The organism is Allopusillimonas soli (genome assembly GCF_004153445.1).
GTDB classification, from domain to species: domain Bacteria; phylum Pseudomonadota; class Gammaproteobacteria; order Burkholderiales; family Burkholderiaceae_B; genus Allopusillimonas; species Allopusillimonas soli.
In genome coordinates this window covers 97,966-123,718 of the sequence record NZ_SDQC01000001.1, presented here as the reverse complement: position 1 = coordinate 123,718, position 25,753 = coordinate 97,966, and the positions used below count along the sequence as shown (strand labels likewise).

General features: G+C 60.0%; 19 protein-coding genes, 1 tRNA gene, 1 other RNA gene and 1 pseudogene. 11 read left to right on the top strand and 11 right to left on the bottom strand.

Annotated elements, in window-relative coordinates:
• Window positions 1-36 precede the first annotated feature (36 nt).
• From ERD78_RS00540 to ERD78_RS00520, 5 genes are all read left to right on the top strand, one after another.
• Window positions 37-492, top strand: coding sequence for a GtrA family protein (locus ERD78_RS00540; protein WP_129967230.1), 456 nt, complete (start codon window positions 37-39; stop codon window positions 490-492).
• Window positions 476-1,522, top strand: coding sequence for a glycosyltransferase family 2 protein (locus ERD78_RS00535; RefSeq protein ID WP_129967229.1), 1,047 nt, complete (start codon window positions 476-478; stop codon window positions 1,520-1,522). The genes ERD78_RS00540 and ERD78_RS00535 overlap by 17 nt, the downstream gene beginning before the upstream one ends.
• A complete protein-coding gene (locus ERD78_RS00530) occupies window positions 1,506-3,053 on the top strand; it encodes an ArnT family glycosyltransferase (RefSeq protein WP_129967228.1) in 1,548 nt (515 codons plus the stop codon). The genes ERD78_RS00535 and ERD78_RS00530 overlap by 17 nt, the downstream gene beginning before the upstream one ends.
• Before the next feature lie 91 nt (window positions 3,054-3,144).
• Window positions 3,145-3,474, top strand: a complete 330-nt coding sequence (locus ERD78_RS00525) for a type II toxin-antitoxin system PrlF family antitoxin (RefSeq protein WP_129967227.1) — start codon at window positions 3,145-3,147, stop codon at window positions 3,472-3,474.
• Window positions 3,471-3,986, top strand: a complete 516-nt coding sequence (locus ERD78_RS00520) for a type II toxin-antitoxin system YhaV family toxin (RefSeq protein WP_129967226.1) — start codon at window positions 3,471-3,473, stop codon at window positions 3,984-3,986. The genes ERD78_RS00525 and ERD78_RS00520 overlap by 4 nt, the downstream gene beginning before the upstream one ends.
• A gap of 241 nt (window positions 3,987-4,227) precedes the next feature.
• Here ERD78_RS00520 and ERD78_RS20140 read toward each other — a convergent pair.
• From ERD78_RS20140 to ERD78_RS00500, 4 genes and pseudogenes are all read right to left on the bottom strand, one after another.
• A pseudogene (locus ERD78_RS20140) lies at window positions 4,228-4,338 on the bottom strand (type II toxin-antitoxin system RelE/ParE family toxin); the annotation flags it as partial.
• A 25-nt stretch (window positions 4,339-4,363) separates the two neighbouring features.
• Window positions 4,364-5,659, bottom strand: a complete 1,296-nt coding sequence (locus tag ERD78_RS00510; RefSeq protein ID WP_129967225.1) for a type II toxin-antitoxin system HipA family toxin — start codon at window positions 5,657-5,659, stop codon at window positions 4,364-4,366.
• The gene (locus ERD78_RS00505) at window positions 5,649-5,909 is read right to left on the bottom strand and encodes a helix-turn-helix transcriptional regulator (RefSeq protein WP_129967224.1); all 261 of its coding nucleotides are present in this window, start codon (window positions 5,907-5,909) and stop codon (window positions 5,649-5,651) included. Before ERD78_RS00505 ends, ERD78_RS00510 begins: the two co-directional genes overlap by 11 nt.
• Before the next feature lie 426 nt (window positions 5,910-6,335).
• Entirely contained in the window at window positions 6,336-7,097 is a 762-nt protein-coding gene (locus tag ERD78_RS00500; protein WP_129967223.1) for a hypothetical protein, read from the bottom strand.
• Between the two features lie 607 nt (window positions 7,098-7,704).
• On the opposite strand from ERD78_RS00500, the gene ERD78_RS00495 reads away from it, so the two are divergent.
• On the top strand, window positions 7,705-8,829 hold the full coding sequence (locus tag ERD78_RS00495) for a Fic family protein (RefSeq protein ID WP_129967222.1): 1,125 nt from the start codon (window positions 7,705-7,707) through the stop codon (window positions 8,827-8,829).
• A 101-nt stretch (window positions 8,830-8,930) separates the two neighbouring features.
• Here the strand turns inward: ERD78_RS00495 and ssrA are convergent.
• Together ssrA and ERD78_RS00485 are read right to left on the bottom strand one after the other, a co-directional pair.
• Window positions 8,931-9,293, bottom strand: a transfer-messenger RNA (tmRNA) gene (gene ssrA / locus ERD78_RS00490).
• 54 nt (window positions 9,294-9,347) lie between these two features.
• The gene (locus ERD78_RS00485) at window positions 9,348-10,031 is read right to left on the bottom strand and encodes a type 1 glutamine amidotransferase domain-containing protein (RefSeq protein ID WP_129967221.1); all 684 of its coding nucleotides are present in this window, start codon (window positions 10,029-10,031) and stop codon (window positions 9,348-9,350) included.
• A 124-nt stretch (window positions 10,032-10,155) separates the two neighbouring features.
• Here ERD78_RS00485 and ERD78_RS00480 point away from each other — a divergent pair, with 124 nt between their 5' ends.
• Window positions 10,156-11,076 carry a LysR family transcriptional regulator gene (locus ERD78_RS00480; RefSeq protein WP_129967220.1) on the top strand — a complete coding sequence of 307 codons (921 nt, stop codon included), beginning with the start codon at window positions 10,156-10,158 and terminating at the stop codon, window positions 11,074-11,076.
• Between the two features lie 151 nt (window positions 11,077-11,227).
• Here the strand turns inward: ERD78_RS00480 and ERD78_RS00475 are convergent, their stop codons facing one another.
• Both ERD78_RS00475 and ERD78_RS00470 read right to left on the bottom strand, forming a co-directional pair.
• Window positions 11,228-18,121, bottom strand: coding sequence for an autotransporter outer membrane beta-barrel domain-containing protein (locus ERD78_RS00475; protein WP_129967219.1), 6,894 nt, complete (start codon window positions 18,119-18,121; stop codon window positions 11,228-11,230).
• Window positions 18,122-18,460: 339 nt separating this feature from the next.
• Complete coding sequence (locus ERD78_RS00470; RefSeq protein ID WP_129967218.1) at window positions 18,461-18,769, bottom strand: DUF3579 domain-containing protein; 309 nt, start codon at window positions 18,767-18,769, stop codon at window positions 18,461-18,463.
• Between the two features lie 153 nt (window positions 18,770-18,922).
• Here ERD78_RS00470 and argF point away from each other — a divergent pair, with 153 nt between their 5' ends.
• Window positions 18,923-19,864 carry an ornithine carbamoyltransferase gene (gene argF, locus ERD78_RS00465; RefSeq protein WP_129967217.1) on the top strand — a complete coding sequence of 314 codons (942 nt, stop codon included), beginning with the start codon at window positions 18,923-18,925 and terminating at the stop codon, window positions 19,862-19,864.
• A 140-nt stretch (window positions 19,865-20,004) separates the two neighbouring features.
• On the opposite strand, the gene argG is transcribed toward argF, so the two are convergent.
• Window positions 20,005-21,342: an argininosuccinate synthase gene (gene argG, locus ERD78_RS00460; protein ID WP_129967216.1), complete on the bottom strand. Its 1,338-nt coding sequence runs from the start codon at window positions 21,340-21,342 to the stop codon at window positions 20,005-20,007.
• A 100-nt stretch (window positions 21,343-21,442) separates the two neighbouring features.
• On the opposite strand from argG, the gene ERD78_RS00455 reads away from it, so the two are divergent.
• From ERD78_RS00455 to ERD78_RS00445, 3 genes are all read left to right on the top strand, one after another.
• Window positions 21,443-21,518, top strand: a tRNA-Ala gene (locus ERD78_RS00455).
• Between the two features lie 138 nt (window positions 21,519-21,656).
• A complete protein-coding gene (locus tag ERD78_RS00450; RefSeq protein ID WP_129967215.1) occupies window positions 21,657-21,911 on the top strand; it encodes a YkgJ family cysteine cluster protein in 255 nt (84 codons plus the stop codon).
• Window positions 21,912-22,183: 272 nt separating this feature from the next.
• The gene (locus ERD78_RS00445) at window positions 22,184-23,383 is read left to right on the top strand and encodes an MFS transporter (protein WP_129967214.1); all 1,200 of its coding nucleotides are present in this window, start codon (window positions 22,184-22,186) and stop codon (window positions 23,381-23,383) included.
• Between the two features lie 27 nt (window positions 23,384-23,410).
• Here the strand turns inward: ERD78_RS00445 and ERD78_RS00440 are convergent, their stop codons facing one another.
• Complete coding sequence (locus ERD78_RS00440; protein WP_129967213.1) at window positions 23,411-24,568, bottom strand: CaiB/BaiF CoA transferase family protein; 1,158 nt, start codon at window positions 24,566-24,568, stop codon at window positions 23,411-23,413.
• A gap of 14 nt (window positions 24,569-24,582) precedes the next feature.
• Window positions 24,583-25,746, bottom strand: a complete 1,164-nt coding sequence (locus ERD78_RS00435; RefSeq protein ID WP_129967212.1) for an acyl-CoA dehydrogenase family protein — start codon at window positions 25,744-25,746, stop codon at window positions 24,583-24,585.
• Between the last annotated feature and the right edge of the window lie 7 nt (window positions 25,747-25,753).

Genomic DNA, 25,753 nt, shown 5'->3' with positions numbered 1-25,753 from the left:
CTATCCTTTGCGCAGTCGAAGTGCCTAAGGTCTGTAATGTCTGTATTTTTTCGTTTACGCGGCGTGCTGTGCGCCGGAGCCGTGGCTTCTGAGGGCGGCCTCCGCGCGCATCGCCGCACCCTGGCTGCGGCACGGCTGGCTCGGTTCGGGGCCAGCGCGGGGGCCGCAACCCTGCTGCATTGGGCGGTGATGGCGGTGCTCATTGCCATGAATTGGGGTGTCGTCCCTGCCTCCACCACGGGTGCGGTCGCCGGATCCGCGCTGAATTACCTGCTTCAGTCGCGGTGGACATTCAACGCGCCGCAGCCCAGATGGCTCGCCTACATATTTGTGGTGCTCATAGGCTGGAGCACTAATGCAGCCATTGTCAGAATACTTGTGGCTTTCGCCGGATTTGGCTGTGCGCTCGGGCAATTCTGCGCCACGGCCTGCGTGGCGCTTCTTAATTACGCTTTCTATCAAAGGCTCGTCTTTCATGAACGCACTCACTGACTTATGGCATTCTGGAGCTGGCAGAAGCGTGGACCCTGAACTGTCGGTTGTCGTCCCGTTGTACAACGAGCACGAAGTGCTGCCGATGCTTCATGAACGCCTGACCCGTGTTTTGAGATCGCAGGGCATTACGTATGAGCTGGTGCTGGTCGATGACGGAAGCCAGGACGCAACCTCCGATATGCTCGATACGCTGGCCGCCAGCGATCAGGCAGTCACGGCGGTTTTTCTCAGCCGCAACTTTGGCAAGGAGGCGGCGCTGACGGCTGGCCTGCAACAATCAGCGGGGCAGGCGGTCATCGTGATGGATGCCGACCTGCAGGACCCGCCCGAACTGATTCCGCAAATGTTGCTGGCCTGGCGCAATGGCGCTGACGTGGTCAATATGCGGCGTCGCTCGCGCGAGGGTGAATCTTTCCTGAAACGGGCCAGTGCCTATTGTTTCTATCGCGTTCTGAATGCGGTGAGCGAAGTCGACATTCCGGCTGATACCGGCGATTTCAGACTGCTTAGCCGCGCTGCTGTCAATGCGCTGGATCTGGTTGTCGAGCGCAAGCGTTATATGAAGGGGCTGTTTGCCTGGATTGGCTTTCCCACAGTCGAGATCGAGTACGACCGCCCGGCGCGCGCTGCGGGTGCCAGCAAATGGGATTACCTCAGCCTGATAGGGCTGGCGTTCGAAGGCATTACCTCGTTTTCGATTGCGCCATTGCGTCTGGCGACCATTTCCGGACTATTGATTGCATTAGGCGGGGTGCTTTTCACACTCTGGATTGTTGTCAAGACGCTTGTACTGGGCGACCCGGTTCAGGGATATCCGTCGATGATATCCCTGATTGCAGTCCTGGGCGGCGCGCAGCTCTTGGCCATAGGAGTGCTGGGGGAGTATATCGGCAAGACATACTTCGAAGCCAAGCGGCGTCCGGTCTTCCTGATACGAAACGTGGTGCGGCGGGGCCAGCCGCGGCAAGCCACCGCATGGGCAGGCCAGCCCATCACCACCAAAGAGCCATATGCCGCGAACTATTGATTGGTACCGCCGCCTGCTCGTCGTGGTCCTTTTGCTGCCGCTGGCATCGATGTGGCTTGTGCCGTTTTCGGATACAAGCGAACCCAGATATGCGGAGATAGCCCGCCTCATGGCTCAGACCGGGGACTGGATTACCCCATGGTTCAGGCCCGGCGTGCCCTTCTGGGGTAAGCCGCCGCTTTCCTTCTGGGCCGAAGCCCTCTCCATGCGATACCTGGGCGTCAACGAATTCGCCGCGCGGCTGCCATCCTGGCTTTGCCTGCTGCTCTCGGTATTCATCCTGTATCGCGGGCTGCGCATCCTGCGCGGAAGGCGCGTCGCCATCCTTTCAGCCCTGATCTATGCGACCAGCACACTCGTATACGTCGCATCGGGCGCGGTATTGACCGATCCTTTTCTTGCGCTGGGCACTAACTTGTCGTTTGTCACATTTGCGGTGCTCGCGAGCGAACACCGGCGTCAATGCGCTACGCAAGCCTTTTCGTCACGGCTGCTGCTGTTTTGCCGGATCGGCTTCTTTGTCGGTGTTGCCATCGGCTTGCTGGCCAAAGGACCGCTGGCGGCGGCAATTATTCTCGTGCCTTCAGCATGCTGGTGTGCGATGGAACAATACGCAAATCGTCCGCAACCCCGCATGGCCTGGGCAAAAGGGTTGCTGCTTGCCGCGCTGATCAGCGCGCCATGGTACATACTGGCCGAATTCAAGACCCCTGGCTTTCTGGACTACTTCATCGTTGGCGAACACATCCGGCGCTTCCTGGATGCTGGCTGGCACGGCGATCTCTATGGCACGGCGCATCGGGAAGCGTACGGCACCATCTGGCTGTATTGGCTGCAGGCCACGTTTCCGTGGGGGCTTGCACTACTCGCAATGCTCGCGGCTTCCTGGCGCAGCGCGCGGGTGCGAGGCGTTTTGCGCCCGTTGCGCCACGATGCGCTTTTCCCTTACTGGCTGGCTTGGGCTGCGTTTACGCCGTTGTTCTTTACATTCTCCGCCAATATTCTCTGGACATACATACTGCCCGCCATTGCGCCGCTCAGCGTGCTGGTGGCATTGCCGATTGAACGTTTGCTGGTGCAAGGCTGCATTACCCGTCGTCATCTTCTGCCGCTGTTCGTCCTCGTACCTGTTGCTGTGCTGATGTGGACGGGTATCGCTTGGCATCGTCCCGACACGCTTAAATCGGAACGCGGCCTGGTGCGCTATGCATTGCAGCGAGGCAACGGTCACATTCCGCTGCGCTACTTGGGCGGGCCCCCTTTTTCGGCACAATTCTATTCGAAGGGCACGGCGGAGGCAGTAGGCTTGTCTGCGCTTGCCGCGGGTGAGGAATCAGAAGGCTTGGCCTTCGTGGCCATTCCCAAGGATGAAGCGGGGAGGGCGCAGGCTGCACTTGGGCACCAACTGAATGTGCTGTATGAGAACCGCCGCTATCTGCTGGTTCGCTGCGGGTCAAGCACCCAGGAAGCCATCCTTCCGCAGGAGCCCCGACAACGGGTAGCCAAACACCTTCCGAAAAACCGGTCATAATCGCAACAATTATAGGTAATGCAGTTGCATTGACATGACAAGCCAATTGCATTACCATGCAGGGCGTCTGTCCCTTTGACCGGAGAACACCGTGTCTGTCACTCTCGAAGCCGAATCCACGCTGACCGACCGTTACCAGACCACGGTGCCGGAAACCGTGCGTCGCGCTCTTCGCCTCGGCAAGCGCGACAAGATCCACTACACGATCCGCACCAGCGGCGAAGTTGTGCTGACGCGTGTCGACGCCGCCGAAGCTGACGACCCGGTGCTCGGTCAGTTCTTGGACTTCCTGGCGCGCGACATCGCCAGCCATCCGGAGCGCCTGCAGGCTATCGACGTCGCCTTCGTTCAGCGCCTCCAATCCCTGACCGGCGGCATCGAAGTTGATCTCGACACCCCCTTGTCGGCGGATGATGAATGAGCAGCAGCAAGCCTGCGCCCCTAATCATTCACGGCTGGACAGTTTTCGCGCACCCGCTATTTCTAGTGCAACTTGAAACCTATGTTCAGCAGGTCGAGGCGCTTAAGACAAAAGACCCCGCCGGATACGTAAAGAAGAACACCAACAAGCGGCTGGCCGCGATCATCAAACTGGCGTTCGACGTCATTCCGCAAGACCCGGCACGGCCGGAATACCGCCAAGGCAACACGCTCGGTGACGGCCGCAAACATTGGTTTCGCGCCAAGTTCTTCCAACAGTACCGCTTGTTCTTTCGCTATCACGCGTCCAGCAAGGTGATCGTGCTGGCGTGGGTGAACGACGATGATACGAAACGCGCCTATGAAAGTGGTGATGATGCGTACCGAATGTTTCGGAGGATGCTGGCCAGCGGCCAGCCTCCCGACGACTGGGATCAGCTATTGGAAGAGGCCACATCTGCTGCCGAGCGACTGCGATCCAGCATGGCATCCCTGAAGAAGTTGGAATCATGACCAATATAGCCTCTATTTGTGAGCCTCTTTAAGTCCTCTTCCAATACGCTAAAGGTGAGACGTATCCTGTAAATTCTCACCATTGGCGTGAAGCTTGTCTGCGCTTGCCGCGAGTGAAGAATCAGAAGGCTTGGCCTTCGTGGCCATCCTAAAGGATGAAGCGGGGAGGGCGCAGGCTGCGCTTGGGCACCAGCTCAATGTGCTGTATGAGAACCGCCGCTATCTGCTGATCTGCTGCGGGTCAAGCACCCAGGAGGCGGCGAGCAAGCACGGTTTGCATGTCACGGCGTCCGTCCGCAATCAGGTAAATGATGACCTGGCTGCCTGTGACACGGTAGTAGACGGCCTCAGGAATCGAACAGCGTCCGCATGGTGGTTCAGACCGAGGGTTCGGCGGTTGCGTCATTTTCGGCGGCGTGATCGGTGAGCCGCCGAATCGTCAGGGTGCAGCGTTGTTCAATCAAGGTATTGATTTGCTCAACCACTGGATTGCCAACAAAATTGTGCCCAGGGTCAGCCTGGAGCTTGCGCGCCGTTGCTGGCAGTAACTTTGCCAGCTCCAGAATGCGCCGTTTGGCCTGCGCCTTGGTAAAGCCTACGCCTTCGGCGAACTGCTCCCAGTGACGCGCCTGAACTTCGCTGAACTTGTACTTGCTACCGATTTTCATCGCCATCTTCTGCGTCAGTGTTGGATACACCGCAGTCGAGAGCGTGTCGTAAAATGGTGCCAGAACAGGGGCTTTGCCTGTGTAAAGCAGAGAGAAATTCTTGGCGTGCGCATCATGATTACCGATCAGCGCATTGAAGATCACGTAGTCAAACAGCCGCAGTACCTGTGGCGCACTAGGGCGCGTCGCGCTGCGTACCAGCTCAAAGCACTGGATCAGATCCGGACCACCTTCATTCTGATACTTCATTTCGGGCACCACGCCAAGCGCCTGGCAGAAGTCCTCTTGATGGACCCGTTGCCGGTTCCCCCGAGGGTCGATCAGTCGGTCGTAGCGCTCAACCAGCAGAAACGAGCGATCCAATACCTGGTGAACTTTTGATTTTGCTGGTTTGAGTTGCATGGCCTCAGCCAGCGCCATGCAAAATCCTTCGTTGATCACACTGTCTTCAACAGCGTGGATAGGGGGCTTCAGAATGTGGGAACTGGGCGTGCCGTTGAGGGGCAGTCCGATGCGCGCACCATCGAAAACCACTGGCAACTTGTCTTGGGCACCAGCCAAGGAAAGTCGCAAGCCGTCTTTGCCTGCCAGCATGGGACGACGCGGCAATTCATCCAGGATGGCAACGACTTCGTCGTCGCTCAACCATTGAACGTCATCGCTGTGTGTCGGCACAGGCAAAGCCTGCCCCGGCTCAAGGAAGGTCACGGCTCCGGCGCAGTCGCCACCGATGTGGTCCAGCAGCGCAAAGTCGTTCTGGCCAGACACCTGAAACTGCTGCGCAATCAGGCGACGCATTTGCCCTTCGGGTAGCAGACCAGCAAAGAAGGGACGCGTTTTGCGATCGTCGAACGGCTCCGCTTGCAGGGGCAGCGAGGCGGACAAGGTAACGGCGTCTTTGTGTGACAGCCAATCGGGTGCGTAGCAAAAGTTTATGCGCCCATCGACCAGCGCCAACGTGCCGACACGTTCGGCGAAAAGCCAGACTTCGAGCTCATGCGCCATGGTTGTCCTCCTCGCGTTGATCGTTGGCCACGGGTGATGGCAACCCGCTCAACTGGACCTCTCCACCCAAGGCATCAATGACTCGCAGTACGTTTTCCAGTCTTAACGTGGGTTTGCCTGCTTCAAGATCGACAATGAAGCGCACACCCACCCCTGCCGCCAGCGCCAACTGAGGCTGTGTCAGCCCGAGTTGCTTGCGGGCGGCACGCAGTACATCGCCGAGTTGTTGAGGTGATCGAATGGATATCATGGCTTGCTAAATTTCCCGTTCGGGAAATTATGAGCCAAAACGGGGCTATATGCCAGCGATATTTCCCGATCGGGAATGCTCGGTGTAATTCGGGCATGATTCGATCTATAATTTCCCGATCGGGAAATAATGGCAGGCTCTTTATCATTAAAGGGATAGAGCCAAATGGGGAAGGGCCGCCAAGAAAAAAGCCCAACTGTGGCGTAAAGCATAACGTCCCGTTCCAGGTTCATGTGATTCACGGCCCGCAAATTCGCCAAGCCCTGGCCAAGCATCAATGACCATTGTCTGGGTTTCTGGCGTTAGGTGACGATGACGAAGGTCTAGCGGCATCTCTGGAGCGTTGGTTTTGCAATCGACAGACAGCAACCTTTGCCGATTGGAATACAGCCATGACGCTAAAACAGAGGGCGTGACAAGTTGCACCTACTGATTTTGCAGATGACTCAGCTCAATGAGAAGCTTGGATAAATAGCCTCCGTCGCTAGTGGCAAACCCAAGTGGCTCTGCATTTTCCCGATGCAGAACCACTCCATCGCTGAACGATTCAAACATAACAATGGACTTATAGGGAATGCAGAAACGCTCATTTCCTGTATCAAAGTAGACATGTTTGTCGGTTACGCCTAGTGTTCCTACCCCCATGCACACAAGTTCTGTAATGCTGACAAGCTCGCCTTTGGACTCATCCACCTGAAGAAGGAGCCCTTCACCGGCCATTAGTTCGACGCCATGAGAGGCACCAATACGTTCAGTCCGAGATCTTTCTTTGTAGTAATCCACATTACGCATTGCCCATACCAGGCGTTCATCTTGAAGCTCAAATGGCACTGGAAAATCAAGCTTCACTTCCGGCACCTGGCCCTCCATCACATTTCTAAGGATGACGAGCCTAACCACTTGTGAGTAGGCACCAGACTGATTCAAGTCATTTCGCATCAAGGAAAAATGGTTTTGCAGCTCGAGCAAGCGGAGCTCCATTTCCCGCGAAATGGGTTCATCACTAGGATGAGCGGCAACAACCTGCACCCATCCTGAAATGATTAAGGATTTGAGCTCGGATAGGCTCACCCTACCAGACTTGGCGATAGTATTGACATCCCATCTCAGATCATCCAAATCACTGTCCGATGATATTGCCTCAGCAACTAGGGCAGTTATTTTTTCTTTCGCAATATCGAAGTCCACACACTTACCTCATAGAGACCATGACAAGTCACATAGACTCTCACTAAGTTTGGTTGTTGATGGAAGAAAACACCCAGTATAGGGTGATAGTCAGGCTATTTGCTTGCGTCTACTTATTTGCCGCATAAATGCATTCCAGCAATGCAGACGTACCGTAAGCGCCCGACCTGCACCGTCTTGAGCCTGGTCACGGCATGTGGAAAATAGATCCCCATCAATGGCTGGGGTTTCGTTATTGGTGGTGGGGTGGTACCCCGCACCAAACGACTATTGAAAGTACGGAATCGAAGCGCTGGGGGCTGCTGCGAACCCGTGAGAACCGGATCGAAAAGCCTGCTGGTGTGCCATTCGGTACCGGACGTTCGAACAGGCTTTTCGCCTTGATTGGTCACTGGAAAGGCCGTTCAACCTCGTTTGCTTTCCGGGGCCAGTTCAATTTCCGAAACGGGAATCGAGCCCGCCCGCGTCCGTTGCCACAACCAATAACGCACCCATTTACACCTATTGCTGGGCAAGGCGATCCCATGCGGCGAATGGTGCTCATATTCACCGCACAAAATGCGGTGAATGAATTGCCCATGCGGAGATTGCAGGCCATAATCTCCGCATGAATAGCGGCGATTACAAATATATCTGGCAGGTCGGTGACTGGCCGAACTGGCGCTTCGACCTGGCTGTGCTGGCCAGGCCGATGGCCGAGGTTAGTCGTGCCCAGGGGCTCTTGATGGGGCGCTTGGCCGATGTCGGCATGGCGCTGCGCGATCAGGCGAGCCTCGCAGCGCTCACCGAGGACGTGGTGAAGACCAGCGAGATCGAAGGCGAGCAACTCAACGTCGAATCCGTGCGCTCGTCCATTGCCCGCAGACTGGGCGTGGACATCGGCGCGCTCGCTCCGGTCGATCGCCACGTCGAGGGCGCGGTCGAGATGGTGCTCGACGCCACCGCGAACTGTCATGCGCTGGTGTCGCGTGAACGTCTGTTCGGCTGGCATGCCGCGCTGTTTCCCACCGGCTACTCTGGTCTTTCCAGGATCAAGGTTGGTGGCTGGCGAGACGATGCCAATGGCCCGATGCGGGTGGTGTCCGGCCCCATCGGCCGCCAGCGCGTGCATTTCGAGGCGCCGCCCGCCGATCATCTGGAGTCTGAAACCAGTCGATTCCTGGACTGGCTCAATAGCGCATCAAGCGAACCGCCGCTGCTGAAGGCAGGCCTTGGGCATCTTTGGTTCGTTACCCTGCACCCGTTCGACGATGGCAACGGACGCATCGCTCGGGCCATCGGCGACCTGCTGCTGGCGCGTGCCGACGGCAGCCCGCAACGCTTCTACAGTTTGTCGGCGCAGATGCAGCGGGAGCGCAAGGCCTATTACGACATCCTGGAGCGTACCCAGAAGCGCTCGATGGATGTTACCGAGTGGCTCGTCTGGTTCCTCGAAACCCTGCATCGCGCCGTCGATCAGGCGCAGCACACGCTCGAGGCCGTGCTGACCAAGGCGCGGTTCTGGCAGCGCTGGGCGACCACGCCATTGAACGAACGACAGGTGAAGTTGCTGAGCAGGCTGCTCGACGGTTTCGAGGGCAACCTCACCAGCAGCAAGTGGGCGGCCATTGCCAAGTGTTCACCGGACACGGCGCTACGCGACATCAACGATCTGCTGACGCGGAGCGTGCTGCGCAAATCGGATGCGGGTGGACGCAGTACCAGCTACGAGCTGAACGATCTGCCGGAGTAGCTGCGTTCCCAGGAATAGGTTTGGCTCACGCGCATAACAGCGCCTTCATTGGACTCCTGCCAAGAAAAAGCCCCAACTGATAACAGTTGGGGCTTTAGTATTGGTGGAGCCGGCGGGAATTGAACCCGCGTCCGCAAGCCCTCCGCAGCTAGTTCTACATGTTTAGTCGGCCAATTTTAGGATTTAACCGCGGAGCGTGCCAGCCGACAGGCCCTTCCTTGGCGATTCACTTGGATTTAAGACCAGACTGAGTGACCCAGCCGGATCCGATTCTTTGTAAATGACGCTGCTGTAGGTTTCCCTACCTGACCCAAAGACAAATCAGTGCAGCGGCTCACCGCTTAAGCGGCCAGAGCGAAACGCTCGTCGTTGGCGTTTATAGTGTTCCAGTGGATTTACGAGCTTACTGGTGCTCGACATGCCCTATGCTGTTTTGTGACCCACGTCGAAGCCGGATCGGCCCCAGAGCATTGATTATAACTGAATATCCTACATACTGAAACAGTAGAACATCAGGTTCAAGCATGTGCCAGCAAGGGCAGCATGGCGTCTGCAACGCCCTTGGCTGACGCTGGATTTTGGCCTGTTATCAGCCGTTCGCTGACGACGATCCGGGGCTGGAAGTTCGCCGTGGGCAAATGACGGGCTCCGCGTGCTTGCAGGGCGTCAGCCAGCAGGAACGGTACGGTGTCATACAGCCCGACGGCGCGCTCTTCGTCGTTGGTGAAGGCCGATATATCCTTGCCCTCGACCAGATAATGTCCATCAGACAGCGTGATGTTTATCAAGCCTGCTGGGCCGTGGCACACTGCTGCCACCAGTCCGCCGTGCTCATAGATGCGCGCCGCAATAGCGGCCAACTCCTTGCTATCCGCCAAGTCCCACATTGTTGCGTGGCCTCCGGCATAGAAAATAGCTGCGTAATCGCTGGGGTTGATTTGCGCCGGCGCCAAAGTATTTTCCGTGGCGCTGCGTAGTGTTGGATTATTCCAGAATGAAGCATTGACGGGATCCTCCAGATCGAAGCCGTCCACATGCGTCTTCCCGCCTTTGGGACTGACAAAGTCGATGACATGGTTGGCCTCGGTCAGCACTTGGTGGGGGTGGCTGACTTCGGAAAGATAAAAGCCGCTGGGCGCTGCGTTGCTGCCCGGTGGACCCTTTCGGTCGTGGTTGGTCAGAACGAAAAGAATGCGTGACATGTTGTTGAGCTCCTTGATGGCCTGACGCGACAGGCTTCGTTGAATATAGGCATGCCATTTTCTCGTGCTTGATTTATCATTAAAAGCAGGTAAATAAACAAAGACTTTCCATAAAATAAACCAAATGTCGATACGCAATCTCGATGATCTGGCAGTTTTCGTGCACGTGGCCGAGCAGCGCAGCTTCTCCGCTGCCGCACGCGATCTGCATTTGGCACCCAAGCTGGTTAGCGCGCGCATCGCTCGGCTGGAGCGGGCGTTGGGCACGAGCCTGTTCGAGCGCAACACGCGACATCTGCGTATAACCGACGAAGGCCGGGCCATTGCGGATCGGGCGCGTATGGCGTTGTCGGCACTGGAGGAGATGCAGGCTTTGGCAAGCGGTGGCGGTGCGGAATTGCGCGGTACGCTTCGCATAACGGCGCCGGCGCCGTTCGGCCGCAAATACGTCACGCCCGCCATTGGCGACTTCTGCTGCCTACATCCGGGTGTGGCCTTTGATTTACGGCTTTCCGACCAGGTGCAGGATATTTACGCCGGAGATTTCGACCTTGCAATCCGCATAGGCGAACTGGCCGACTCCCGGCTGGTTGCACAGCGCATTGCCGAGAACCGCCGAATTCTTGTCGCGGCGCCGGCCTATCTGCGCGAACACGGCTCGCCACAGACGCCGGAGGATCTTGCCAGTCATCGTTGTCTGGTATTCGCCTATCCGGGCTTTCGGCACGATACATGGCCGCTGCGCAACGGACGGCGCGATCGGCCCACCGCTGTCACTGGGACGCTTTGCAGTGACAACGGCGACGTGTTGCGCACATGGTGCCTGGCAGGCCTTGGAATTTCACTGCGCGAGACCTGGGATATCCACGAGGAGCTGCGCGACGGCCGGCTGCTGCGTCTGCTGCCTCAATGGGAGGCTGTTCCTTCCAAGATCAGCCTGGTTCGCGCGCGCCGCGAGCCTGTGCCTCGCCGCCTGAGCGTCTTCATGGATTTTCTATTGGCGCGTTGGCGCGCAACACCTTGGGACGACGGCCTTTTGCCCTGAACGGGATTACTGGCGTTCCCCCTTACCGCATCGGTTCGGCGAGCCAGCCATGACCGCCGGCTCGCGTCGCGCGCTGGAAATCTACGTGTTGCCGCTGGCTCTGCGAGGACGGGCCCGTCGGCCCGTCCACCGGTAGTCAGCATGTCAGCCGTCAGAATCGCTTCGACACGCGTAGAACACCCCTGTGGCTGGAGTAGTCATCGCCAAAGGCACCGTCATATTCGAGTTTGACTTCCAGATCGTTGCTCTGATCGACGAAGGAGATGCCAGTCTGCAGCTTGGCAACTACATCGGCGATGGGCAGCGTCGTTCTGAAAGTACCGGTGCCGCTAGGGGCTTCGGTGAGCGTGGCCTTGGTCTCCCATGCATCCTTGCTTGAGAAGCTGACGCCGGCCGAAGCGAAGCCACCCATGTACCAGCCGTTTTCGAGTTGCCTGCTGCCGCCGATTTCGATCGCCGGGGTAGCCATAAAGGCCGTCTGATCCTGGGAGGAGACATGGAGGTTGTAGATCCCTGCGCCACTTTCCGTGTAGCCGGAGGCTCGGGTATGGACAACATCAAGATCCACCAATGGGCGCACATAGGCCCGCTCATTACCCACCGTATAGGCGGCGCGCAGACGCGCGCTCAGTGTAGTGACATCGGTATTTCCTTTCGCCGTACCTGAGAAATCCGGCAGGGCCAGGCTGCGCGTGGTGTCGAAAGAGCCATAGCTGGCTGCCACCGCCGACGACAGGGTGAGGTCGCCGAAACGCCGACCGAGAGCGACGGCAAGATAGCCGGTGCCTCCATCAGCGCTGGTGCGGCCGTCGGTGCCGTCGTACTGGCTGTCCTCGTAGCCGATGGCGCCGCCGGCGAACCAGTTGTCACTGAGCTTGACTTGCCCGCCGGTACCAAAGCCCCAGATAGTGCCGTCATAGCCGGGCAGGCCTTTCTGCTCGATGGAGGTGCCGCCGACATTGGCCCAAAGACAGCCTTCCTCGTTACTGCGTGTCGCGTCGCCGGAGAAAGTGGGGCAGCGCAGCGCACCATCAAGCCGGCCGGCCGCAAGCATCGCCTGGGCGGCGGCCGCGGCCTGCGAGCTGCCGGGCGACAGTGAGGAGAGCGCCGCCGCGTAGGAGGCGCCGCCATCGTTCTCTGAAGACAGCATGTTGATGCTACCCAGAAGCCTGGCATAGCGGCTTGAGTTCCTGTCGAAGAGCGCGTCGAGATGGCGGCCCGCCTCTCGCTGGTTATCCGACAACCTGTCGAAGGCGTTGGCAAAGCGCGAATCGATGGCCTTGACGCGGATCTCATTGTTGAGAGCCCGGGTAGAGAAATTCACCGCGGGACTGTCGATTGCGTCTATGCTGCCGGTGAGTGTTCCTTGCACATCCAGCACGCCCACCTCGATGTTTCTGACAAGTGTCTTTGTGTCGAGATGAATGCCGCCCGCGAGATCGGCGTTGCCTTCGACGATCAGCTTGCCGCTGCGGCCCGCATCGAAATCGGCGCCCACCTGGACGAAGCCTGCATCGGTCTGCGTGAAGTCGCGGGCAATACGGGTTTCATCGTCGGGTTCGCCGTCGCCCACAACCAGGCGCCCATTATTGTTCACATATGCCTGGTAGACTGAGGCGCCGCGAAGCGAATTGGTCGAGTTGTTGTATATGTGGACTTGGCTTGAATCGTTGCTCTCTACGTTGCCACTGATGGTGGCGCTGTCGTTGACGTAGATATCCAGGGTTCCGGGGGTCCAATAACGAATGGGAACGCCTTCGTTCTGGTAGGTGCCGACGGTGGCGTTGTTATTGATATTCAGGACGTTGCCAGTTCCCCCCATGATCATGATACCGGTGCCGTCATCTGCCCCTCCGGTGACGTCGGCGTTGACATTGATTTCGATTTTTCCACGGGTGCCGGGCGCATCGCTCTGCGCGAGGATACCGATAGCGTGGTGGCCGGTGGCGGAGATGAGGGCGTTCTGCGTAATAGTGACGTCGCCGCTGGAACCCGTACCACTGGTGCCCGCTCCCATCTGCGACAAGCCACTTAAGCCCAACAGACCACCGCCACCGCCGATGGATTGAGCGATAATGCCTACGGCGTTGCTGCCGTTGGCAATGATTTGTGCACCGGATTTGATCGACACATTGCCACCGTTGCCTGATCCGTTCGATGTGACAGACCGGCCAATTTGATAGAAGTCTTCCAAAGCGCCGGCAATACCGCCGCCACCGCCGATCGACTGCGCGATGATGCCGTGTCCGGCTCCGCCACTCGTTTGAATGGAGCCGCGGCCGAGCGTCACATCGACAGCGCTTCCATTTCCAGACGATCCATCCGTGCCACCGACACTCACGCTGGTCAGGTTGTCTGTTGATCCGGCGCCACCGATGCCACCCCCGCCGCCGATCGACTGGGCAACGATGCCAAAAGCGCGGGAGCCAGTGGTGTAGATACTGGGACTCAGGTTGAGCGTTACATTGCCGCCATCACCCGAACTGCCGCCAGTGCCTCCAACTGCAACCTGAATCGAATGCGTGTCCTCGCTGTCTGCGGATGTTGCGTTGCCCACGCCGCCGATACCGCCGCCACCGCCGATCGACTGGGCCAGCAATCCATAGGCATCGTCTCCGGTGGTCTGGATGCCGAGCGTGCTGCCCTCGGCGACAGTCACCGCGCCGCCGTTGCCGCTGGCTCCTCCGCCACCGCCCAAACCCCCGCCGACGAAACTATGGCCCGATGCACTGTCAGAACCGTCACCGCCTTGGCCGCCGCCCCCTCCGATGGATTGCAGAAGCACACCGTGTGCTGCAAATCCAGACGTGCTGATGGCAGAGAGTTCATAGGGATTGGTGAATGTGGCATTGACGGCGCCGCCATCGCCACTCGCTCCACCATGGCCGCCAATCGCAAGGGCGATGTTTGCCGTTGCGTCGCTTCCGGACGCAGTGGAGGTGCCCCCCGCGCCACCGCCGCCGCCGATCGACTGTGCGACGATACCGTCCGCCCAGTCTCCTGTCGTCGTCACAAATCCCTGATCGATCGTGATATCCACTTCGCCGCCATGGCCGCCAGTGCCTCCACTTCCGCCTATCGACGCGGTGAGGGTGTACTTCGTGTTCTCGTCGCCACCTGCGAAGCCGTCGCTATCGGAGCCGGCATCGTTGCCGACCGAGCCTGCGAGCCCTCCCGAGCCGCCAATGGACTGGGCGAGAATGCCATCCGCATCGCCGCCGGTCGTGGTGATCGAGCCGTCCGCGATAACGCTGACGGTGCCGCCTGTCATGCCGTCGCCGGTGTTGGAGCCGATGTTCACGGTCACGCTGCCGGAGATCGGATCACCATCTTCTCCCTCGGCCGTCTCACCGTCGCCGCCAATAGAGGCGCTGCCGGACAGGCCGATCGTGCCGCCTTGCGCCGTGCCGCCGCCGCCGCCGATGGACTGAGCCAGAACGCCGCGAGAGCCCGAGCCCGATGTGGTGATGTTCGTTCCCTTTTGAAGAACTACCGTGGCCGAGCCCGGCGTGCCGCCACTGCCGCCGGAACCGCCAAGACCGATGTTGGCACTCAGATTGAAGCCTCCGCCGATCTGGTCGTTGCTCGCACTGCCGACACCACCGTTGCCACCGCCGCCGCCGATGGACTGCACTACCAGCGCGTTGGAATGATCCCCCGCCGTGTAAATCGAAGCGGTGTTGTTGAGCGCCACGCTGGCGCCTCCCGTATTGCCGCCGGCGCCGCCGCTGTTGCCTACTGCAGTGGATATATCCGACGAGACGGTGTCGAGGTCGCCTATTGTGCCGGCAAATGACGAGGCGCTGCCGCCGTTGCCGCCACCCTGGGCGATGGATTGGGCGAGCACGCCGATCGATCCATCGCCACCCGTTTGGACATGCGCTGTGTCCGACAGCGTGACGCTCACCGTGCCGCCTGCGCCCGCTGCGCCGCCCTTACCGCCGACCGAGGTCGTGATGCTCGCGGCGAAGGGGGGCAGGTCGACCTCTGCGCCCGGAAACGCGACGGTCATCGCATCGGCGACGGAAGTGCCGCCGTTGCCCCCGCCGCCGCCGATGGACTGCGCCACCACGCCGTGGGAGTCGGTTATTCCGTCGATGACGTTTCCGTTCGCATCAATCCCCGTGGAAATGGTCGTGGACTCGATATCCACGCTGACCGTGTCGCCATCCCCGCCGGAGCCTCCCGAGGCGCCGACCGAGGTGTTGATGCCAAGGCCGATCGAGGTGCTGAAGCCGGAAGCCGAGCCGCCATTGCCGCCGCCGCCGCCGATGGACTGCGCCACGACAGCGGATGAATGCGTTCCGGTTGTTATGAGTGTGCCGCCAGTGAGATCGACGGTCGCAAGGTCGCCCCCTCCGCCGCCACCGCCAGTGCCCCCCACCTGTACCGGTAGAAGGTCTTCCACGTCGGCCGAGTTGGCGCTGCCGCCGTTGCCGCCACCGCCGCCGATCGACTGCGTGAGGAGGCCTGGGGCGTTGTTGCCTTTCGTTGTGAGCGTGAGACTGTGGAATGTCATCAGCGCCGGACGGCCGTCGAGGCCTGCACCCGCTGAGCCGCCGATCTGCAATGACGCGACATCAAGGGCGCCGGCACCGTTCGCGGTGCCGCCGTTGCCACCACCGCCGCCGATGGACTGGGCCATCGCGCCGACCGAGAAGTTGCCCGAGGTGATGATGGTCGATCCGGGCTGCGACGGCGGAGGCGCCTTGGAACCATCGTCGCTCGGGCTGCCGTTCACTTCACCCGTGGAGTCGGTATAGTCGCAGCCATCGTAGGTGTTGCTGACGCATGCCCAGCCGCCATAACCGCCGTCGGAGCCCGAGCCGCCGATACCGAGACCCGCGCCGACCGATACGTCGATAACATTGCCGCCTGAGCCGCCGCCGCCGCCGATCGCCTGCGCGACGAGGCCGTGCGAAAACTCGCCCGACGTCGACACGGTGCCACCGACGTGGAAGATTCGTGCGGTGCCGGCATCGCCGCCGGTACCGCCAGAGCCACCGACGGATGCGATGCCGGCAGCGCCCGCCCCGGTACCACCACCGCCACCAATCGATTGGGCGATGATACCGACAGCTGCATCGCCTGTCGTCGTGACGTCGTTGTTGTTCGTGACATAGGCGGTTGACGAATTATTGGCGCCTGCCCCGGCATTGCCGCCAACGCTGATCGCGCCGCCAGCGGCACCGGCAGCACCTCCTCCGCCCGATATCGTCTGCACCACGATGCCGTTCGCACCATAGCCGGTTGTCGTCACCGCGCCGGTGTTGTTGACGATCGCATTTTTGCCACCGCCGCCTTCGCCGCCCTGACCGCCGAGGGCGATAACGAGTCCTTCGCCTACACCACCCGCACCGCCGGACCCGCCAATCGACTGCACGAGCAGACCATGCGCGTACTGCCCATGCGTTGTCACATTCGAGCCGGAGGTGATCTCGACCTGGCCGGCATCGCCGCCATTGCCACCGTCGCCGCCTGAACCGGCGAGCACGTTGGTGAAGTCTCCCCCGACACCGCCTCCACCGCCGATTGAGTGCAGCGTTACGCCAGCGGCGTAGTCGCCCTGAGTCGTGATCGTCGTGCCCGATGATGTGTACGCGCCGACATCGCCGCCGTTGCCCCCCGCACCGGCCGTACTGGCATTGCCACCGCCGATCCCGCCGACAGACTGGCCGAGCACAGCGTAGGCCTCGTCGCCGTCCGTCGTGACGGTGGCGCCATCCTGGAGCGTGATTTGGATGAGGCCGCCATAGCCGCCGGCGCCGCCGCGGGTGCCGTCGCTTCCATCGCCACCGTCGCCGCCGAGGCTGCGGGCTGCGACGCCCATGATGCCTGCGCCTGCTGTTGAGATCGTGGCACCGTTTTGAACGGTTATCGTGCTGTAGGTCGCGCTCCCACTGCTGGCGTCGATGCTTGCACCGCCGCCGGCCCCGCCATCACTATTATTATCAGGGCCCGCCCCGCCATCGCCACCCTGCGAGATGGCGTACATGGCAGCGGACGGGCCGGAGGGCGTAGCACCGCTCGACTCAACCGTGATGTCGTCGTTGGTCGTCAGGGTGATTGGACGCCCGGACTCGCCTTTGCCACCCGGGTCGGAGTTGTCGCCCGAGATAATGCCGTAGCCTCCCTGGCTGCGGGCATAGATGCCATGCACGCCTTGGGGTGCGTTGTCCGAGCCGTTCCAGTAAAGCGAGATCGCAGCGTTGTTGGTGACGGAGATGGTGCCCCCGGCGCCGCCTTCGCCATTCTCCGAGCCGCCGTTGCTGCCGTCGCCATACGCGTAAATGGCGTGGCCTCCGCCGTCGCCAGTAAATGCGCTGCCTTCGGCGCCAATGTGGATCTCGCCGTTGTTGATCACCGTGACCGTCTTCGCGTCGCCACTGTTGCCGCCCTTCTGGTCGCCCGCGCCCGAATTCATGTCGCCGCCGGCGCCCGCACTTGCGCCAGCGAAGATGCCCGTTACCGTGGGCCTGGAGCTCCCCGCAGACGAATCGATGGTAATAGCGCCATTATTGGTGAGCATGATCGTGCCGCTGTCACCGCCGCGCCCACCATCGTCTCCATTGTGGTCGGGCCGCGCACCATTTCCGCCGTTGGCTTCTGTGTAGATCCCAGTGATGTGGCCCCAGTCGCCGCCACTTCCTTGCAGTGTGATATTGCCGTTGTTGGTGAGCGTCAGCGCGCCGCCATTGTAGGCGGTTGCGTCATCCGTGCCGCCGTCGTCACTCCCTGGGGCACCGTCGAGTTCCAGCTGCAGGATAATAGACTGATCGGCGGCGGACGCGGTGATGTCGGCATTGTTGGTCAGGGTGTACAGGTAGTCGCTTATGTAGATGTCCGTGTCTACGACGCTTGCTCCAGTCGTGGCCGCGCCCGACGGCACGGTGCACGAGCTGCCGCCGTCTTGAGGACCGGTGCAGCCATAAAAACTTTGCCCCACTGCGGGTACGAATGGCCACAGGCCAACGAAGAAGGCCACAGGCGCTAGAAGGCGCACCCGGCAAGCGGCGCGTTTGAAGTATGGCTGCTGGGTGGGCATGTGGCTTCCTTGCGGTAGGCAAACAGCGCGCTCGGCACATAGCCAAACAGGCAAGCGAACTGCCGATGCATGCCACACCTTTTAATTGCGGCAAAAACGGCGGGAGGGCGCATAACGGTCTTGCTGGTATTGCTTCGTCGTCGTTGATAGCTCAACGCTGTGCGCTAATCCCGATCCTGCTATTGATCCGCCAACCTTGCGCAGTAATGGAACGGTTATGTTGAATTTTTACGGTACGCCAATACGCGGTTATATTGCAGCCAGTTGTTGGCTGTCAACATTAGTTTCTTCCCGCCAGTGTCCGGCAGATCGTTTGGCTCGGGTACAAAAAAAAGCCCGCTATGAGCGGGGCGGTGTCTTGATTTCCTGCTCTGTTACCTGCAGGTTGTTGTCCCGCGCAAAGTCGCACACAAATTTCCAGGCCAGGGGCTCCAACTCGCGCAGCCGCGCATCGACGACCACGCAGCGTACGCCATCCACGACCACAGGCACGACATAGGGAGAGTAGGTGAGGGGACCACCGGTGGATCCGGCCGGCCGGAACTGCGACATGACGCCGGCTAGGCGCTCAGCCCAGTCGCTGGGGCGAAACCGTTGGCCTGTTTTGGTCAGGCCGTGGATAACCAACTGCTGTACACGCTGTGTCATAAATATCTGCGGGCAAAATATCGCCGTGGGGTGCTATGGCGAACCCGTCCCTGCGGCCCGAATTGTATCCGATACCCTGCGCGCCTGCTTGCCCAGACGTTTTGCCGTCTTTAGAGCGACGGGGTAAGATAGCTCTTTTACCCAAGGCTTATTATGTCCGACGCTTCGACGCAAACAGGTCCCTTGCGCCATTACCTGCAATTTCGGGACCTGTCGAAATCTGAAACCCAGTACGTGCTGGATCGGGCACGACTCATCAAGAACAAATTCAAGCGATACGAGCCTCATCATACGCTGCACGACCGCAATCTAGCTATGGTTTTTGAGAAGGCCAGCACCCGCACGCGCGTGTCCTTCGAAGCAGGCATGTACCAATTGGGCGGGTCGGTCATCCATCTGACAACGGGCGACTCGCAACTGGGCCGGGCCGAGCCAATTGAAGACACCGCCCGCGTTATTTCGCGCATGGTCGATCTGGTGATGATACGCACCTTCGAGCAGACCCGCATTGAGCGCTTTGCGGCGCACTCGCGCGTCCCTGTCATCAACGGCTTGACCAACGAGTTTCACCCCTGCCAGATACTGGCTGACATCTTCACCTTCATTGAACATCATGGTCCGATAGAGGGCAAGACGGTGGCCTGGGTGGGTGATGCCAACAATATGGCCTATACCTGGCTGCAGGCGGCGGAGCTGCTGGGGTTTCACCTGCATGTTTCCACGCCCAATGGCTACAGGCTTGAGGCAGATCGCGTCGGCAAGCCAGCGCCAGGCACGCTGCGCGAGTTCGCCGATCCCATGGAAGCCTGCCGCGGCGCCGATCTGGTGACGACGGATGTCTGGACCAGCATGGGCTACGAGGCCGAGAACGAAGAGCGGCGCAAGGCCTTTGCGGATTGGCGTGTCGATGCCGAAATGATGTCGGTGGCCAACCCGGATGCCATCTTCATGCATTGCCTTCCCGCCCACCGTGGTGAGGAAGTCACCGGCGATGTCATCGATGGGCCGCAAAGTGTTGTTTGGGATGAAGCCGAAAACCGCCTGCACGTGCAGAAGGCGCTCATGGAATTTCTTTTGCTCGGACAACTGGACTGACAGCGGCCAGCGCAAAGCGCGTCAAAAGATAAAATAAAGGGCACCAATGAACTGCCTTGGCCGGCTAATCCGTGACCGTCCAACCTCTGGAGTCAGTTCACAACCAGCGCCCTTTGCATGCTGCGATCTGAAAAAACGTCTCAGTCTTCGTGCTTATCCTTGATTTGCGGTAATGCCGAACCTGCCGGCTTGGACAGCAGCCCGGTCTGGCTGTAGGTGAATAGCTTCTCGCGGGTGTCGACGATGTCCAGATTGCGCATGGTGAGCTGGCCGATGCGGTCGCGCGGCGAGAAGGTGGACTCTCCTTTCTCCATGGTCAGGCGCTCGGGCTTGTATGTCAGGTTGGCCGACTCGGTATTGAGGATGGAATAGTCGTTGCCGCGGCGCAGCTCGAGGGTGACTTCGCCCGTGATTGCGCTGGCCACCCAGCGCTGGGCCGTTTCGCGCAGCATGAGCGATTGGGGGTCGAACCAGCGGCCTTGATACAGCAGCCGGCCCAACCGCAATCCGTTGACGCGATATTGCTCTATCGTGTCCTCGTTGTGGATGCCGGTAACGAGCCGCTCGTAGGCAATATGCAGCAGCGCCATGCCCGGCGCTTCATAGATGCCGCGGCTTTTTGCCTCGATGATGCGGTTTTCGATCTGGTCGCTCATGCCGAGCCCATGGCGCCCGCCTATGCGATTTGCCTCCAGCATCAGCTCGACCGGGTCGCTGTACTCCACACCGTTTAAGGCCACCGGTCGGCCTTCGTCGAAGCGGACACGCACCTCTTCGGATTTGACAGCCACATCATCGCGCCAGAATGCCACGCCCATGATGGGTTGAACGATCTTGATGCCCGAGTTGAGGTGCTCGAGATCCTTGGCCTCGTGGGTGGCGCCAAGCATATTGGAGTCGGTGGAATAGGCCTTTTCCGCCGACATCTTGTAGTCGAAGCCGTTTTCACGCATATAGGCCGACATTTCGGCCCTGCCGCCCAGTTCGTCGATGAAGGCCTGGTCCAGCCAGGGCTTGTAGATCTTGAGCGCTGGATTGGTGAGCAGACCATAGCGATAGAAACGCTCGATGTCATTGCCCTTGAACGTACTGCCGTCACCCCAGATATTGACGTCGTCTTCCTTCATGGCAGCCACAAGCATGGTGCCGGTGACCGCTCGGCCAATGGGTGTGGTGTTGAAGTACGTTATGCCCGCCGTGGATACATGGAAGGCGCCGCATTGCAGGGCCGCGATGCCTTCGGCCACCAGTTGGGCGCGGCAGTCGACCAGGCGCGCATCCTTGGCGCCGTATTCGCGCGCCTTGCGGGGAATACTATCGTAATCGGTTTCGTCGGGCTGGCCCAGGTTGGCGGTGTAGGCGTAGGGAATGGCACCCTTGTTGCGCATCCACAGCAGCGCCGCACTGGTGTCCAGGCCGCCGGAGAAGGCAATGCCGACCTTCTGGCCGACGGGTACGTCTTCAAGAATGGTGCTCATGAGGTAAAGGCCCTGACTAAGAATAATTAAATACACGTAACCCGGCATTATATCGCCCGCTGCAATACCTACTGAATTTTGCTAAAATTATCTTCCTCTTGGGGGAGTAGCTCAGCTGGGAGAGCGCTGCGTTCGCAATGCAGAGGTCGGGAGTTCGATCCTCCTCTTCTCCACCAGAATCTACGCCGGGCGGTTGATACCGCCCGGTGTTTTTCGTAGTGCGCCACCTACATCAGGAAGGGTCGCGAGGCGCAAATGGGCTCTCCGACACCCTGCAGTCATTTCTCTTTTATTCCCACGCTCCTGTTTTTCCGATGCATTGCCGTTCCGATTGCGGCGCCTGCTGTACCGCGCCTTCCATCAATAGCCCCATTCCCGGTATGCCTCACGGCAAGCCGGCGGGGGTACGGTGTGTCCAGCTTGATGACAGCAATCGTTGCAAAATATTTGGCCAGCCTGAGCGGCCCGCGTTCTGTGCCGGCTTGCAGCCTTCCGAGGAAATGTGCGGACACACCCGGGAGCAGGCCATGCTGTGGCTGGCCGATCTGGAGACGGCCACCGCACCGTGATAGCTGCCCGACGCGGCGCGGTGTTTGACTGGGTGGGCTATCGCAGGCCAAGGCCTGGATCGCCGCATTGCCAGGGCGTCCACAGATTTATTTGCCATGGCTGAATAGTCATAACGTATTTTCTGTATTTATTCGCATACGGCAGACGGCTAAAGTACTCGGTATCTTTCCTGGGCTTTGAGCGCACAGCAGCAAGCCACGCTGCTTGATGGCGGAATACCGCCTGTGTCCCGTGCTTCTTCGTCCCCATTTTTCTGCTTTCCAATTATTTGATGACGCGGCTTTGCCGCCTCCATCCGGAGTCTTTCGTGCTTCCAATTCTGCTGCTCTCTGCTGCCGGTTTTACTGTCCTGACGACAGAGTTTCTCATTGTGGGACTGTTGCCTGCGGTTGCGCGCGACCTGGGTGTCACGGTTTCCCAGGCGGGTCTGCTGGTCACGCTGTTTGCCTTCACCGTGGCCGTGGTTGGGCCCTGGCTGACGGCATTGATGGCCAATATGGACCGCAAGCGTTTGTTTGTGGGCGTATTGGTTCTTTTCGGTGCCGCCAATATATTGGCCGCCCTGGCACCCAATATCGGCGTCATGGCGCTTGCCCGTTTCCTGCCTGCCGTGGCGTTGCCGGTGTTTTGGTCTCTGGCCAGCGCCACGGCAATGGATCTCGTTGGCCCCGAGCGGGCGGGGCGCGCCATTTCCATGGTTGCGTTCGGCATAGTGGCGGCTACCGTCTTCGGCATCCCCATTGGCGTGCTGATCTCCGATGCATTCGGCTGGCGCAGCGCATTTGCTGTCCTGGCGGTGGTTGCCTTCGGCAAAGCCATCCTGCTCTGGCTTTGCTTTCCGCGCAGAGCCGTCCAGACCAAGGCGGTTCCGCTTCGCCAGCAACTGGGCATTCTGCGTAGCCCTGTGCTCATTGCTCACGTCATATTGTCACTACTGGTTTTCAGCGGCATGTTCACCGCATACACATACCTTGCCGATATGCTCGAGCGCTTGGCCGGTTTTGACGGGCAGTGGGTTGGATGGGCCATGATGGCATTTGGCGGTGTGGGCCTGATTGGCAACTGGGCCGGCGGACGGATCGTGGACCGTAGCCCGATCGGCAGTACGCTGCTGTTCTCCGTCCTGCTCGCCTCGGGTCTGCTTGCGCTCACGCCGGTGATGTCGTCGCCATCTCTGCTTGCCTTGGTGCTCGGCATATGGGGCATGGCGCAGGCCGGTCTGCTGCTGGTATGCCATGTGCGTGTGATGAAATCGGCGCCCCAAGCGCCCGCCTTTGCCGCATCGCTGAACATTTCCGGTGCGAACCTGGGCATAGGCATAGGAGCCTTTGTGGGCGGACACGCCATTCAGGCCTATGGGTTGGGCTCCCTGGGATGGGCCGGCACCGCTATCATGAGCGTGGCTGTGGCCCTTGCCTGCGTGTTGATACTGGTGGCGCGCCGGGCCAGGACCGCGCCGTCGGCTGCCTGAGGCGATCCGTCGCGGCGGCGAGCCACATCAGCCATCGGATCGAAAGCGCGGCACGTCCTGCGCCATATCCTCCAGCCAATCCAGTATCAGCCCCCGGTGTGCGTCGAGTTCGGGTGCATTCATGTCTTGGGCGGGTAGCCCCTGCGAAAAGCGTACAGGAAAGCCCAGTGCGGCGGCATCGTGTAAGGGTAGTGCGCAGACATCCGGGTGGCGCGCCTGAAAGTGCACATCCTGGGCAACCTCGTCGCAGTCGAGCAAAGGAGCCCAGGGAATATCGCTGCCTTCGAATCTCTGCGCCCACTGCCTGCGTGTTTTCTCCGCGAAGATGGCCTTCAGGAGCGCGTGCAGAGAATGCTTGTTGCGCATGCGGCCGTCTCTGTTGTGGAATCGCGGCGCGCAGAGGGCGGGATATTCCCCGCCCAGGCAACTGCGCAAGGCGTCCCAGAATTTCGGTTCGAGGATACCCAGCGCAATAAAAGCGCCATCTGCTGTTTCGAACAGATCATTGTCGGGCATGATATGCGGCATGTCGCAGGCTTCTCGCGATGGTGAACGCCGCATCATATCGATACCCGGCCATGTCCATGCAAGCATTGCGTCCTGCAGCGAGACATCCAGATGCTGACCCTTGCCTGTCTTTTCGGCTGTCATGATTGCCACCACCATGGACAGGGCCGCGTACATCGACCCGCAGTAATCGGAAAGACGCAGGCGCGGCCGGGCAACCTTTTCTTCGATCTGTGAAGGAACGGCCCAATAGCCCGCCAGGGCCAGATAATTGAGATCATGGCCGGGGCGGTGCGCATAGGGGCCGGTCTGTCCGAACCCGGAGATGGCGCATACAACCAGGGCAGGGTTGGCGCGCAGTAGCGTGTCGGGCCCGACGCCTAGCCTCTCGAGCGTGTCTGGCCGAAAGCCCTCGATGAGTCCATGCGCCCGCCGTGCCAGGCGCAGCAATATCGCCCGATCATGCCCGTCCTTCAGATCAAGCGCAATGGACAGCTTGCCCCTGTTGTACTTGGCAAAGGTGCCTGCACCCAGCGCACGCGCGGTGTCGCCTGTGTGCGGCCGCTCAACCTTGATGACTGTTGCGCCAAGCTGGCCCAGCAGCATGGCCGTGTGAGGGCCGGGATGTAATTGGCCCAGGTCCAGAATGATTTTATTTGTAAGGCAGGTCGCCGCCATGCTTGCTGTCCTTCTTATGAGAGAATGGCCTTGGCAATCGTATTGCGCTGGATTTCACTGGTGCCTGTGACAATGCGGTAAAGGCGCAGGCGGCGGAATATGAACTCCACAGGATGATTCTTGGTCACGCCCGCATTGCCGTGTATCTGCATGGCCTTGTCCGCAATGTCGAAGCACTTCTCCGATACAAACACCTTGCACATGGATGCCTGCATGCGGATGTCTTTGCCTTCATCGGCCAGCCTGGCTGTGGCCATGATCATGGCGGTGCAGGCATATAGCTGCGTCGCCATGTCGGCAAGCATGTGCTGAATTGCCTGGAAGCGGCTTATCGGGCCGCCGAATTGCTGCCGCGTGTGTGCATAGTCCAGGGCCATCCGGTAGGCCTGTCGGGCCAGCCCCGTCATGGTGGGGCAATGCAGCAGTCGGTTGACGCTGATGCGGCCCATGGCGCTCCTGAAGCCCTGATTTTCCTCTCCCAACAGGTTGTTGCGCGGCACCCGCACGTTGCGCAGCGTGATGTCGGCGTCCACGTGCTGTCCCGTCATGGGCAGGCAGTCGTAGGTCAGGCTTACGCCAGGCCTGTCCAGCTCCACGAAGATGGCCGAAATGCCATCCATACCCTTGCCGGGGTCCGTGACGCACATGACGATGGCGTAGTCCGCAAACGCGGAGGCGCTGATATAGTGCTTGACGCCGTTGATCACATAGTCGTCGCCGTCGCGCACCGCACGTGTCCGTATACTGGCCGCATCCGAGCCTGATTGCGGCTCGGTCATCGCGAAACAGCTGCCTTGCTCTCCGCGCACAACGGGAAGTATGAATCGCGCCACTTGATCGGGGGTGGCATGTTTTGCCAGGCTTCCTATGCGCGCCGGCCCGCCCCAATCCCCCAGCACATGGGGGAACAGGATGGCGCCGGAGGCGGCAACATCATCCTTGAGGATGCATAGATCCTGTGCACCCATGGCCTGTCCACCCAGCTCGACCGGAACCTGAAGCCCATACAGGCCCAATTCCCGCGAACGCTGCCAGACGCGCCGTACAGTCTCTTTGGAAAAACGGTCCTCGTAGGAAAACCCCTGGGCGCGTTCGTGCGGAATAAGCTCCTCATGCAGGTAGCGATGCAGTTTATGGCGTAGCGCATCAAGCGCAGGGCTGGTCGAGGCAATATCCATGTTGTGA

Coding starts and splice junctions, on each gene's coding strand:
- ERD78_RS00435 (WP_129967212.1), bottom strand. CDS start 25,746: ATGGATATTGCCTCGACCAGCCCTGCGCTTGATGCGCTACGCCATAAA.
- argG (WP_129967216.1), bottom strand. CDS start 21,342: ATGAGCACCATTCTTGAAGACGTACCCGTCGGCCAGAAGGTCGGCATT.
- ERD78_RS00530 (WP_129967228.1), top strand. CDS start 1,506: ATGCCGCGAACTATTGATTGGTACCGCCGCCTGCTCGTCGTGGTCCTT.
- ERD78_RS00485 (WP_129967221.1), bottom strand. CDS start 10,031: ATGTCACGCATTCTTTTCGTTCTGACCAACCACGACCGAAAGGGTCCA.
- argF (WP_129967217.1), top strand. CDS start 18,923: ATGTCCGACGCTTCGACGCAAACAGGTCCCTTGCGCCATTACCTGCAA.
- ERD78_RS00495 (WP_129967222.1), top strand. CDS start 7,705: ATGAATAGCGGCGATTACAAATATATCTGGCAGGTCGGTGACTGGCCG.
- ERD78_RS00510 (WP_129967225.1), bottom strand. CDS start 5,659: ATGGCGCATGAGCTCGAAGTCTGGCTTTTCGCCGAACGTGTCGGCACG.
- ERD78_RS00470 (WP_129967218.1), bottom strand. CDS start 18,769: ATGACACAGCGTGTACAGCAGTTGGTTATCCACGGCCTGACCAAAACA.
- ERD78_RS00440 (WP_129967213.1), bottom strand. CDS start 24,568: ATGGCGGCGACCTGCCTTACAAATAAAATCATTCTGGACCTGGGCCAA.
- ERD78_RS00450 (WP_129967215.1), top strand. CDS start 21,657: ATGCATTGCCGTTCCGATTGCGGCGCCTGCTGTACCGCGCCTTCCATC.
- ERD78_RS00475 (WP_129967219.1), bottom strand. CDS start 18,121: ATGCCCACCCAGCAGCCATACTTCAAACGCGCCGCTTGCCGGGTGCGC.
- ERD78_RS00535 (WP_129967229.1), top strand. CDS start 476: ATGAACGCACTCACTGACTTATGGCATTCTGGAGCTGGCAGAAGCGTG.
- ERD78_RS00445 (WP_129967214.1), top strand. CDS start 22,184: ATGACGCGGCTTTGCCGCCTCCATCCGGAGTCTTTCGTGCTTCCAATT.
- ERD78_RS00540 (WP_129967230.1), top strand. CDS start 37: ATGTCTGTATTTTTTCGTTTACGCGGCGTGCTGTGCGCCGGAGCCGTG.
- ERD78_RS00480 (WP_129967220.1), top strand. CDS start 10,156: ATGTCGATACGCAATCTCGATGATCTGGCAGTTTTCGTGCACGTGGCC.
- ERD78_RS00505 (WP_129967224.1), bottom strand. CDS start 5,909: ATGATATCCATTCGATCACCTCAACAACTCGGCGATGTACTGCGTGCC.
- ERD78_RS00520 (WP_129967226.1), top strand. CDS start 3,471: ATGAGCAGCAGCAAGCCTGCGCCCCTAATCATTCACGGCTGGACAGTT.